The sequence below is a fragment of the Pseudomonas sp. NFIX28 genome (assembly GCF_900107395.1).
Taxonomy (GTDB): Bacteria; Pseudomonadota; Gammaproteobacteria; order Pseudomonadales; family Pseudomonadaceae; genus Aquipseudomonas.
In genome coordinates, this window is record NZ_FNPW01000004.1 from 28,947 (window position 1) to 42,366 (window position 13,420).

General features: G+C 67.3%; 1 protein-coding gene. It reads right to left on the reverse strand.

The window, feature by feature from the left end; translation table 11 throughout:
- Positions 1 to 165: 165 nt before the first annotated feature.
- Positions 166 to 13,197 carry a non-ribosomal peptide synthetase gene (locus BLV20_RS08910; RefSeq protein ID WP_092299926.1) on the reverse strand — a complete coding sequence of 4,344 codons (13,032 nt, stop codon included), beginning with the start codon at positions 13,195 to 13,197 and terminating at the stop codon, positions 166 to 168.
- Positions 13,198 to 13,420 lie beyond the last annotated feature (223 nt).

Consider the following 13,420-nt stretch of genomic DNA (forward strand, 5'->3'; position numbering starts at 1 on the left):
CTGTCAGGTGGGCTGCAAAAAAAGCCTCGGTAGACTGTGCCGGTGAAAGGTTTCAGTCAATCGGACAAGTCCGAACGGCCGTGCCAGCCTGACGACCCATTACGAGCAGGCCCGCGCCTACAGAGTAGACGCGGGTCTGTTTGCCAAAGGGCTAAAGAGGCGGCGTTACAACCCTTCCAGCTCCGCCATCAAGCTGCTCAGGCGATCGACTTTCTCCTCGCTGATTTCACTGCTCGCCAGGCCGTCGATGTACTGCGCCAGCTCCTCCACCGTGCTGCATTCGAACATCGCCCGCAGCGGCACGTTGCGTTGCAGGGTTTTCTGCACCCGCGAGGCGATCTGCGTGGCCAGCAGCGAATGCCCGCCCAGCTCGAAGAAGTTGTCCTGCACGCCGACCCGCTCGACCTTGAGCACCTCGGCCCAGATATCGGCCAGGGTCTGCTCCAGTTCGCTGCGCGGCGCCAGGTAGTCCTGGCTGTGCAGCTGGCCGATCTCCAGGGCCGGCAGGGCCTTGCGGTCGAGCTTGCCGTTGGCGTTGAGCGGCAGGCGCTCCAGCCACAGCCAGTGCAACGGCACCATGTATTCCGGCAGCTCGACGCGCAGGCGTTGCTTGATGCGCTCCAGGCATTCAACCGGGCTCAGGGCCGAGTCGTTGGCAACCTGGCTCTTCACCAAGTACCCCACCAGATGCTTGCCGTTGACGCCTTCCTGCACAGCGACCGCCGCGTCGCGGACTTCCGGCTGTTCGTGCAGGCGCGCTTCGATTTCCCCGAGCTCGATACGGTAGCCGCGGATCTTCACCTGATGATCGATGCGCCCGACGTATTCCAGCACGCCATCGGCGCGACGCCGGGCCAGGTCGCCGGTGCGGTACAGCCGTTCGCCCGGGGCACCGAACGGGTGCGGCACGAACACCTGGGCGGTGCGCAGCGGATCGCTGACATAACCACGACCGACCCCGGTACCGGCGACGCACAGTTCGCCCACCGCCCCCAGCGGCACCAGCTCCAGCGCGCCATCCATCAGGTACAGGCGGTTGTTGTCGGTCGGCGTACCGATCGGCAGGTAGCTGCCACAGGTCGAAGCCATGTCGACGCGGTAGAAGGCCACGTCGTCCGAACACTCGGCCGGGCCGTAGGCGTTGACCAGGCCGATCTGCGGGTAGCGCAGCAGCCATTGGTGCGCCAGTTCCGGCGGCATCGCCTCGCCGGTCGGCAGCATCCAGCGCAAGCCATCGAGGTCGATGGACTCCTGGGCGAGCATGCCCTGGATCAGCGACGGCACGCTTTCCAGCACGCTGATGCCCTGCGCCTGCACATGGGCCAGCAAACCCTGCGGGTCATGGGCGATGGCATTCGGCACGATGTCCACCCGCGCACCGAACAGCGGTGCGGCGAGGAACTGCCAGACCGAAATGTCGAAGCTCTGCGAGGCGGTCTGGGCGATCACGTCGGCTTCGCTCAATTGCAGGTACGGCACCTTGCTCAGCTGGTTGTTGAGCATGCCGCGCTGCTCGACCATCACGCCCTTGGGCAGGCCGGTGGAGCCCGAGGTGTAGATCACATAGGCCAGGTTGTCCGGGCCGCTGTAGATCCCCGGGTTGTCCAGGGAGCGACTGGCCGCCTGCACTTCTTCCCAGACCAACAAACGTGGTCGGTTGGCGCAGGCGAACTCGTCGAGCAAGGCCCGGGCCTGTTCCTGGCAGGCCGCGGTGCACACCAGCAACGGCGTGCGGCTCAAGGCGATGATGCTGCCCAGGCGCTGGCTTGGCAGGCCCGGGTCCAGCGGCAGGTAGCCGGCCCCGGCCTTGAAGCTGCCAATGATCATGCCCAGCAGGTCCAGGCTGCGCTCGGCCAGCAGCGCCACCGGCTGGTCCAGGCCGACGCCGTTGGCGATCAGGGCGTGGCCCAGGCGGTTACTGCGCTGGTTCAGTTCGGCATAGCTGTATTGCCGCTCCCGGCAACTGGCGGCGATGCGTTGCGGATGCGCCGCCACCTGGGCCTCGAACAGTTCGACATAGCTGCGCTGCAGCGGGTACTCATGCTCGCTCTGGTTGCAGCCGGCAAGCAGGAAGTCCTGCTCTGCCGCGCCCAGCAGCGGCAGCTCGGCCATGTCGCCATGGAAGCCCTGCACCAGCGCCAGCAACAGCCGCTTGAACTCGCCGAGCATGCGTTCGATGGTCGCTTGCTCGAAGTAGCGCTGGTCGTAGGACAGGTGCAGCCCCAGGTCATCGCCCGGGTAGCACACCGCGGTCAACGGGAAGTTGGTGTGGGTGCGGCCGGAATCCGAGGTGGCGTTCAGGCTTTGCGCGCGGTCCAGCACCGAGACTTCCACCGGCGCGTTCTCGAACACGAACAGGCTGTCGAACAGCGGCTGGCCCTTGGGCAGTTCACTGTTTTCCTGGATCGCCACCAGCGGCAGGTATTCGTACTCGCGCAGCTCCATATTGCGTTCCAGCAGGCTGCCGAGCCATTGGCGCACGCTCAGGCGCTGGCCGTCTTCCGGCAGCTGCACCCGCAGCGCGATGCTGTTGATGAACAGGCCGACGGTGCGCTGCATCTCCGGCATTTGCACCGGGCGCCCGGCCACGGTGACGCCGAACAACACGTCACGGTCGCCGCTCAGGCGCCGCAGGACCAGGGCCCAGGCCGCCTGGGCGAAGGTGTTGACGGTCAGCTGATGCTGCTGCGCCAACTCACGCAATTGCGCGCCGTCGCGGGCGTCGAGACGGGTGTAGCAGTCGCCGACAATCATGCCGCCGCTGTCGCCGGCGTGTTCGCGCAGGAACGGCCGGTCGCTCGGAATCGGCGTGGTGCGCTCGAAGCCTTGCAGGTTGTTTTTCCACCACTGGCGCGCCTCGGCCAGGCTCTGGCGTTGCAGCCAGCCGATGTAGTCGCGGTAGCGCGGCGGCACGCTGAGCTGGGCTTCGCGACCTTCGCCCAGGGCGGTGTAGATCTCGAAGAAGTCGTTCATCAACAGCGAACGGCACCAGGCATCGATCAGGATGTGGTGGTTGCTCATCATGAACCAGTAGCGCGCGGCGCCCACGCGGATCAGCCGCAGGTGGAACGGTGCCTGCTCGAGCAGATCGAAACCGGCCTCGCGCTCGCTTTTCAGCAACGCCTGCAACTTCGGTTCCTGCTCGTCTTGCGCGACCGCGCTCCAGTCCAGGAACTCGATCGGCGTGCCGCCCGGCTTGTGGATAACCTGCAGCATGTCTTCGCCGACGTTCCAGCAGAAGGACGCGCGCAAAGCTTCGTGACGGGCCACCACCGCCTGCCAGGCCTGGGCGAAACGCGCCGGGTCCAGCTCGCTGTCGATGCGGTAGCGGTCCTGCATGTAGTACAGGCCGGTGCCCGGCTCCAGCAGGGTGTGCAGCAGCATGCCCTCCTGCATCGGGGTCAGCGGGTAGACGTCCTCGATGGCGCTGGCCGGCACCGGCAGCGCGTCCAGTTGCGCCTGGGTCAGGCGCGCCAGGGGGAAGTCCGACGGCGTCAGGCCACCGGCATCGTCCTCCAGGCAATGGGCGATCAGGCTGTGCAGTTCGCCGAGGTAGGCCTGGGCCAGCGCGTCGATGGTTTGCACATCAAAACGCTCGCCGCTGAAGGTCCAGCGCAGCACCAGCTCGCCGGCATAGACCTGGCTGTCGACGCTCAGCTCGTTGGGCAGCGGCGCTTGCGGCGAATGGGCGGCGCCCACCGGCTCGTCCAGCGGACGGAACAGCGCGTCGCTGGCAAAGCTCTGGTCGAACTGGCCCAGGTAGTTGAAGGTGACCGGCGCCTGCGCCAGGGCCGCCATGCTGTGCTGGATCGCCTCATCGGCGAGGTAGCGCAGCACGCCATAACCCAGGCCTTTATGCGGCACGGCGCGCAGCTGTTCCTTGATCGCCTTGATCGAGGCGCCCTGCCCGACCGCTTCTTCGATGGCCAGCGGGACCAGGCGCAGCGGGTAGGCGCTGGTGAACCAGCCGACCGTGCGGGTCAGGTCGATCTCGTCGAACAGGGTTTCGCGGCCATGGCCTTCGAGCTGGACCAGCGCCGAGGCCTCGCCGGTCCAGCGGCACAGCACGCGGGCCAGGGCCGTGAGCAGCAGGTCGTTGACCTGGGTGCGGTAGGCGCTCGGCGCCTGTTGCAGCAGCTGCCGGGTGCGCTCGGCATCCAGTTTCACGCTGACGGTCCGCGCATGTTTGTTCTGCCGCCCGCCCTCGGCGCGCTGCACTGGCAGCGCGGTTATCGGGCCCGCCAATTGGTCCTGCCACCAGCTCAACTCTTCGCGCAGCGACTCGCTGCCGGCATAGGCCTGCAGGCGTGACGCCCAATCGCGCAAGGCGCTGGTTTTCGCCGGCAGGCGCGGCGTTTGCTGAACTTCAAGCTGGCGGTAGACGCTTTGCAGGTCCTCCAGCAACACGCGCCAGGACACGCCGTCGACCACCAGGTGGTGAATGGCGATGAACAGGCGTTGCTGTGCATCCGGACCGTCCACCAGCAGCGCGCGCATCAACGGCCCATTGGCCAGGTCCAGGCTGCGCTGGGCCTCGGCGAACAGCACCGGGCACTGCTGCATGCAAGCCACGCGCATCTGCATCAGCAGCGGCGCCTCGGACAGCGGCTGGTGCACAGCCTGCCATTGGCCGTCGACCTGGGTGAAGCGCAGGCGCAGGGCGTCATGCTGGGCCAGCACCGCGTGCAGCGCTTGCTCCAGCAACTGCCCATCGAGCACCTGGGTCGGCGCCAGCAGCAGCGCCTGGTTCCAGTGCTGGCGCTCGGGGATCGCGCTGTCGAAGAACCAATGCTGGATCGGCGTCAGGCTAGACTCGCCGCTGAGCAAGCCTTGCTCGGCGACGATTTGCTCGCTGCGGCTGGCCACCGCCGCCAGGCTCTGCACGGTCTGGTGCTGGAACAAATCCCGCGGGCTGAAATGAATGCCCAGCTGACGGGCGCGGCTGACCACCTGGATCGACAGGATCGAGTCGCCGCCCAGTTCGAAGAAGTTGTCGTGCAGGCCGACCTGCCGCAGGTTCAGCACGTCGCACCAGACCTGGGCCAGGGTCTGCTCCAGCTCGTTGCTCGGCGCCACGTACTGCTGGCGGTTGAGTTCCAGGTCCGGCGCCGGCAAGGCGCGGCGGTCGAGCTTGCCGTTGGCGGTCAGCGGCATGCTCGCCAGCAGGATCAGGTGGGTGGGCACCATGTAGTCTGGCAGATGGATTTTCAGCTGCGCCTTGATCGCCTCACGCAAGGCCGCCTGTTGCTCGTCACTCTGTTCGGCGACATCGGTCACCAGATAGCCGGCCAGCTGTTTGCCGCCCGGCATGTCCAGGGCCAGCACCACCGCTTCGCGCACGGCGGCATGTTCCAGCAGGCGGTTTTCGATTTCCCCCAGCTCGATACGGAAGCCGCGAATCTTCACCTGATGGTCGACCCGGCCGATGTATTCCACCTGGCCGTCGGCGCACTGGCGCACCAGGTCGCCGGTGCGATACAGGCGCCCGCCTTTAGCGCTGAACGGGTCGGCGACGAAACGCTCGGCGCTCATGCCCGGGCGCTGGTGGTAACCCTGGGCCAGGCCCGCTCCGCCGACATACAGCTCACCGGTGGCGCCTTGCGGCAGCAGGGCCAGGTCGGCGTCGAGGATGTAGGCCACACGCTCACCGATCAGCGTGCCGATCGGCACGCTGCCGGTACCCTCTTCCAGTTGTTCCGGCGCCAGGCTGGCCAGCGGCATGACCACGGTTTCGGTGGGGCCGTAGGCGTTGAAGAACAGGCTCGGCTTGAACGCCGCGCGGATGCGGCCCAGGTGTTCGCCGGTCAGCGCCTCGCCGCCGGTGATGCACATGCGCACCGGCAGGGTCTGGCCCTGGGTCGCCAGCCACTGCGCCAGCTGGCTGCCGTAGCTCGGGGTAAAGCCGAGGATGTTGATGCGGTGCTCACGGATCAGCTGGCAGATTTCTTCGGCATCCCATTGCCCTTGCGCCCGCAGCACCACCTGGGCGCCGCTGAGCAGCGGCACCAGCAGGCGCTCGGTAGCGGCGTCGAAGTTGATGGAATAGAAGTGCAGCTCACAGTCGTCCGGCCGCATGCCGAAGCGCTCGATCACCGCGCGACAGTGCATGGCGATCTCGCCATGGGACACCACCACGCCCTTGGGCTTGCCGGTGGAGCCCGAGGTGTAGATCAGGTACGCCTGGTGCTGCGGCAGGCTGATAAAGGGCAGCTCGGTGGCCGGGTAGTTGGCCAGTTGCGCGCCGTCCTCTTGCAGGCACCAGCGCGCCACGCTGGCTGGCAATTCACCCAAAGCCTGGAACATCGCCGCGTCGCTGAGCAGCAGGCCGATACCACTGTCTTCGATCATGTAGTGCAGGCGGTCCAGCGGGTATTCCGGGTCCAGCGGCACGTAGGCGCCACCGGCCTTGAGGATCGCCAGCAGGCCGACGACCATTTCCAGCGAACGCTCCAGGGCCAGGCCGACCCGCACCTGCGGGCCGACGCCGCGCTCGCGGAGCATCCAGGCCAGGCGGTTGGCGCGGCCGTCGAGCTCGGCGTAGCTCAGGGTCTGCCCGGCGAATGTCAGGGCCGGCGCGTCCGGGCGCAGCAGCGCCTGTTCGCTGAACAGCGGGTGGATGCATTGGTCCAGGCGGTGTGCGCCGGGCTCGACGCCCAGGCTGTCCAGCAGTTGCTGTTGCTCGGCACGATCGAGCAGCGGCAATTCGCTCAGGCGCTGCTCAGGGTTGGCCAGCAAGGCCTCCAGCAGGTTGCGCCAGTGCGCCGCCATGCGCGCGATGCGCGGCTCGTCGAACAGGTCGGTGCTGTAGGTCAGGCAGCAACCCAGGCGATGATCGAGGTCGGTGACTTCCAGGTTGAGGTCGAACTTGGTGGCCCGCGCATCGTTGGCCAGGTATTCGACGGTCATGCCGGCCAGGCTGCGGCTCTGCTGGAACTCCCAGCGCTGGACGTTGCACATCACCTGGAACAGCGGGTTGTAGGCGGCGCTGCGCGGCGGTTGCAAGGCCTCCACCAGGTGGTCGAACGGCAGGTCCTGATGGGACTGGCCTTCGATCACGGTATGCCGCACTTGCTCGAACAACTCGCCAACGCTCATCTGCCCGTCGAGCCGGCAACGCAGGACCTGGGTGTTGAGGAAGGCGCCGATCAGCCCTTCGCTTTCCGGGCGGATGCGGTTGGCCACCGGCGCGCCGATGCGCAGGTCGGTCTGGCCGCTGTAGCGATAGAGCAGCACGGCCAGGGTCGCGGTCATGGTCATGAACAGGGTCAGGCCATGTTCGGCGTTGAAGCGACGCAGCCGTGCCGCCAGCTCGTCGCTCAGGTCAAAACGGTACAGCTCGCCCTGGTGGCTTTGCACCGGTGGTCGCGGCCGGTCGGCCGGCAGTTCCAGCAGCGGGTGTTCGTTGCCCAGTTGCCCAGTCCAGTAATCCAGCTGGCGCTGGCGCTCGCCGGACTCCAGCCACTGGCGCTGCCAGACGCTGTAGTCCAGGTACTGCACCGGCAGCGGTTCCAGCGGCGAGTCGCGGTCGTCGATAAAGGCTTCGTACAGCGCGCTCAGCTCGCGGGCGAAGATGTCCATCGCCCAGCCTTCGGTGACGATGTGGTGCAGGGTCAGCACAAAGTAATGCTCATGCTCGGCGGCCTTGACCAGGCAGGCGCGCAGCAGCGGGCCGGTCTCCAGGTCGAACGGCTGGTGCGCCTCGCTGTCGGCCAGCTGTTGCAGGCGTTGCTCGCGGGCCGTTGCATCCAGCCTGGAGAAATCCTTCCAGCCCATGCGCACGCCGGTTTCGGCGTGCACCCGTTGTTGGGCCACGCCATCGACGCTAGGGAAAGTGGTGCGCAGGGTTTCGTGACGCAGGATCAGCGCCTGCAACGCCGCTTCGAAACGCCCGACATCCAGCACGCCGGTAAAGCGCGCCATGCCGCCGACGTTGTAGGCCGGGCTGTCCGGCTCCATCTGCCAGAGGAACCACATGCGCTGCTGGGAATAGGACAGCGGCACAGGCTGGCTGCGGTCGACCCGGGCGATCGGCGGTTGCTGGTTGCGCTTGCCGGACTCCTGGATCAGCCGCACCTGCTCGGCGAAGTCGCCCAGCTCGCTGGCCTCGAACAGGGCTCGCAGCGGCAACTCGACGTCGCAGGCCTGGCGGGTCCGGGAAATGATCTGGGTGGCCAGCAACGAGTGGCCGCCCAGGGCAAAGAAGTCATCGCGCAAGCCAATGCGCCGCTGCCCCAACACCTCGCGCCAGATCGCCGCGATCTGCCGTTGCAATTCGGTGGCCGGCTCGGCGTGCTCACGCACCTGCCATTGCGGTTCCGGCAAGGCGCGGCGGTCGAGCTTGCCGCTCGGGCTCAGGGGCATGGCCGAAAGCAGTATCAGCTGCGCCGGCACCATGTATTCCGGCAGCTCGGCGGCCAGGGCAGTTTTCAGGCGCTCGGTCTGCGCCGCTTCGTCTTCCACGCCCTTAATAGAGGTGTAGTAACCCACCAACTGCGCACCGGCCGCGGTCTCGCGCACCAGTACCGCGGCCTGGGCCACGCCTTCCTGGGCCAGCAGGCGCGCTTCGATTTCCTGGGGTTCGACGCGAAAGCCGCGCAGCTTCACTTGCTGGTCGAGACGCCCGAGGTATTCCAGGGCGCCATCGGCCGCCCAGCGCACCCGGTCGCCGGTGCGGTATAGGCGCGCGCCCTCGCTGCTCAATGGGTCGACGACAAAACGTTCGGCGCTCAGCCCCGGGCGCCCGAGGTAACCACGGGCCAGGCCGCTCCCGGCAATGCACAGCTCGCCCGGCACCCCGGCCGGCACCGGGTTGAGGTCGGCGTCCAGCACCCGGCAAATCACGTTGCCCAGCGGCCGGCCAATGGGCGAACGCTCGCCATCGCTGCTGTGGCAATGCCAGTGGGTGACGTTGATCGCGGTTTCGGTGGGGCCGTAACGGTTGTGCAGTTGGGCGTTCGGCAGTTGTTCCAGCACCCGGTCGCGCAGTTCGGCCGGCAAGGCTTCGCCGCCGGAGAACACCCGGCGCAGGCTGCCGCATCTGGCGCTCAGCGGCTCATCGACGAACAGCTGCAACAGCGGCGGCACGAAGTGCAGCGTGGTCACGCCGTATTGCTGCACCAGCTGGGCGATGCGATGCGGGTCGCGATGCTCGCCCGGCGCGGCCAGCAGCAGGCGGCAGCCGCTGATCAGCGGCCAGAAGCATTCCCACACCGACACGTCGAAGCTGATCGGGGCCTTTTGCATCAGCACATCGCTGGCGTCCAGGCGGTAGCTGTCCTGCATCCACTGCAAGCGCTCGCTCAGGGCCGCATGGGTGTTGCCCACGCCCTTGGGCTGGCCGGTGGAGCCGGAGGTGTAGATCACGTAGGCCAGGTTGTCGCCGTGCAGGTGCAGGCCCGGCGCATGGCTCGGCCAGCTGTCGAGCTTGAGGCTGTCCATGGCGATGGCGCTGACGCCAGCGGCCTGGGGCAGGCGTTCGAGCAGGTGAGTCTGGGTCAGCAGCAGTTCGACGCCACTGTCCTTGAGCATGTAGGCCAGGCGCTCGGCCGGGTAGTCCGGGTCCAGCGGTACATAGGCGCCACCGGCCTTGACGATCGCCAGCAGGCCGACCAGCAGCTGCGGCGAACGCTCGGCGGCAATCGCCACGCACACGTCGGGGCCGACCCCTTTGTCGCGCAGGTAATGGGCCAGGCGGTTGGCCTGGGCGTGCAATTGGGCAAAGCTCAGCTGGCCGCCCTCCCACACCAGCGCGGTGCGTTCCGGGGCCTGTTGCAGTTGCGCCTCGAGCAGCGCGGGCAGCCATTGGCTGGCCGCCGCGCACGGGGCTTGGCTCCATTGTTGCTGCTGCGCCTGCTCGCAGGGGTTGAGCAGCGGCAGGTCGGCGATGGCGGTTTGCGGGCGCGCGCAGGCTTCGCGCAACAGGCTGACGAAATGCTCGGCCAGGCGCTCGATGGTCGCGGCTTCGAACAGTTCGCTGGCGTAGTCGAACGACAGGCTCAGGCGGCCGTTGCGGTCTTCTTCACTGTGCAATTGCAGGTCGAACTTGGCCTCGCGGCTGTGCCACGGCAGCTCTTCGGCCAGCAGCCCGGGCAGCCGGCGCAGGGCGCCGAGGTCGCGTTGCTGGTGGTTGAACATGACCTGGAACAAACCCTGCTCGCGGGCCTGGGGGAAGGCTTCAAGCAGTTGCTCGAATGGCAGGTCCTGATGGGCCTGGGCCTGCAGCGCGGCCTGGCGGGTCTGCGCCAGCAGGTCAGCGAACGGCAGACGCCCGTGCACTTCGGCGCGCAGCACCAGGGTGTTGATGAAGAAGCCGATCAGGCCCTGGGTTTCCAGGCGCGGACGGTTGGCGTTGGGCACGCCGATACGGATGTCGCGCTGGCCGCTGTAGCGGTGCAGCAGGCCCTGGAACGCCGCGAGCAACAGCATGAAAGGTGTGGATTCATGGGCCTGGGCGGTCTGGCGAATGGCTTCGCTCAGGCTCGCCCCCAGGCGCAGGCTGTGCCGCGCGGCGCTGTGTTGCCGCTGCACGGAACGTGGGTGATCGGTGGCCAGGCTCAGGCTCGGATGCTCGTCGCCCAACTGCTGTTTCCAGTAGGCCAGCTGCCGCTCGCCTTCGCCCTGGGCCAGCCATTGGCGCTGCCAGCTGCCGTAGTCGGCGTATTGCAACGCCAGCGGCGCCAGGCTCGCCGCCTGGCCTTGCGTGGCGGCGGCATACAGGCGCGAGAATTCGTCGATCAGCACATTCAGCGACCAGCCGTCGGCGATGATGTGGTGCAGGGTCACCAGCAGTTGGTGTTCCTCGTCGTCCAGGCGCACCAGGGTCACCCAGAGCAGCGGGCCGTGTTCCAGGTCGAACTGGGTGCGGGCTTCGTCCTCGCGGATCTGTTGCGCCCGCGCTTCGCGCTCGGCCACTGGCAGGTCGCTGAGATCGATCACTTGCAGGTTGAACTCGCCGGCCGGCAGGACCTGTTGCAGCGCCTGGCCGTCGCGCTCGAAAAAGCGCGTGCGCAGGGATTCGTGGCGCTCGATCAGTTGCTGGAAGCTGGCGCGCAGCGCGTCTTCGTCGAGCTCGCCGCGCAGGCGCAGGCCGCCGGGAATGTTGTAGGCGCTGCTGTGCGGGTCCAATTGCCAGGTGATCCACAGGCGGTTCTGCGCCAGCGACTGAGGCAGCGCCTCGGTGCGCGGCAGGGCATGGATCGCGCCCTGGGCCAGGCCGCCGTCCTGTTGCAGTTGCGCGACCTGGGTGGCGAAGGCGCCGAGGGTCGGCGCCTCGAACAGCAGGCGCAGGTTCAGCTCCAGGCCGAGCTCTTCACGCAGCCGCGCGACGACCTGGGTCGCGGCGATGGAGTTGCCGCCCAGCAGGAAGAAGTGATCGTCGCTCGCCACCTGCTCGACCTGCAGCTGCTCGCGCCAGATGCGGGCGATCAGCTCGTGCAGTTTGCTGGTCGCGGCCCCCGCCGCGGCCTGGCTGTCAGTCAGCGTGCTACCGGGGAACTGCGCATAGCTGTCGAGGCTGCCATCGGCCAGGCGGTTGCGGCAGGCCGAACGTTGCAGCTTGCCGCTGGACGTCTTGGGCAAGGCGCCGGGGTTGAGCAACACCACCACGCTCGGCGCTTGCTGGTAGGCCTCGGCCACGGTCTGGCGAATCAGCTTGATCAGCGCCTCGGGCGTGAGGATCTTCTGCACGCTGCGGCTGATTTCCGCGGCGATGCCGATGCCTTCCTGGCCCTGCTCGGTGACGGCGAACGCCGCGACCCGGCCTTTGCGCACCACCTCGACCTCACGCTCGATGGTTTGCTCGATGTCCTGTGGATAAAGGTTGTGCCCACGCACGATCAGCATGTCTTTCAAGCGACCGGTGATGAACAGCTCGCCATTGCGCAGGAAACCCAGGTCGCCGGTGCGCAGCCAGGTCTGGCCGGCGTGCTCGACGAAGGTCTTGGCCGAGGCCTCGGGGTTGCGCCAATAGCCGTGGGCGATGCTCGGGCCGGCGGCCCAGACTTCGCCGACCTGGTTTTCGTCCAGCTCGGCCAGGGTGTTGGGCTCGACGATCAGCACCGCGTGTTCGGGCTGGCTGGTGCCGCAGCTCATCATGGCGTTGCCGGTGCCCGGCTCGGCGCGGTTCTGCGCCAGCGCCTGCTCGTCCAGGCGCAGCGCCGGGATGCCCTGGCCACGGCTGCCACCGGCGACGAACAGGGTGGCTTCGGCCAGGCCATAGGAGGCGAAGAAATTGTTCGGGGTGAAGCCGCAGGCGGCGAACTTCTCGGCGAAGCGCTCCAGGGTGTCCAGGCGGATCGGCTCGGACCCGGAATAGGCCACGCGCCAGCAGCTGAGGTCCAGGCGCTCCAGGGCCGACTCGCTGACCCGCTCGCTGCACAGGCGGTAGGCGAAGTCCGGGCCGCCGCTGATGGTGCCGCCGTAGGCGCTGATCGCCTCCAGCCAGCGCAACGGCCGGCCGAGGAAGTACGCCGGCGACATCAATACGCAGGGCACGCCGCTGAAGATTGGTTGCAGCAGGCCGCCGATCAGGCCCATGTCGTGGTACAGCGGCAGCCAGCTGACGATCACGTCGTCGGGGTTGAGGTCGATGCCGAAGCCGCGGCGGATCAGCAGCTCGTTGGCCACCAGGTTGCCGTGGCTGACTTGCACGCCCTTGGGCAAGGCGGTGGAACCCGAGGTGTATTGCAGGAAGGCGATGTCGTCGCCGCGCAGTTCGGTGGCGGCCCAACCTTCGGCCAGGCTCGCCGCCAGGGCATCCACGCAAAGCAGTTGCGGCGCCCCCACGCCTTGCAGTTCGTCCATCTGCGCCAGGGAATCGCGCAGCCCGCTACTGGTCAGCAGCAGCCGTGGCTCGGCGTCGGCGATGATCGAGAGCAGCCGCTCCTGGTGATGGCGTCGGCTCGACTCCGGCGGATAGGCCGGCACCGCGATCACCCCGGCATACAGGCAGCCGAAAAAGGCTGCGACATAGTCCGGGCCGCTGGGGAACAACAGCACCGCGCGATCGCCCAACCCGGCAGTGGCTTGCAGCGCCGCGGCGATGGTCCGGGCCCGCAGGTCCAGGTCGCGATAACTGAGGACCACGTTCTGATCCTGCTCTTCGGCAAGGAAGCGCAAGGCCACTTGATCGGGGGTCTGAGCCGCCCGGCGTTGAAGGGCTTGAGCCAGAGTGCTGGGGAGTTCGAACGCGTCCATCATGGGGTTTCCTGCGCGGATTGTGCTTGCATGCAAAGTCGCGGGCCAAGGCCCTGACCGTTACATAAACCTTTGAAAAATAAAGGCCCCTGCCGTCGGGGCGAGGCAACTGGAGACTGCTGTGGCGGTTTTTTTCAGCCGCAACCTTTCTCCAATGAGAACGGATGACGTCTTGAAATAATTAGTCCGCACTCTCCCCTCAACCACCCCCGCACTGCGACAACGA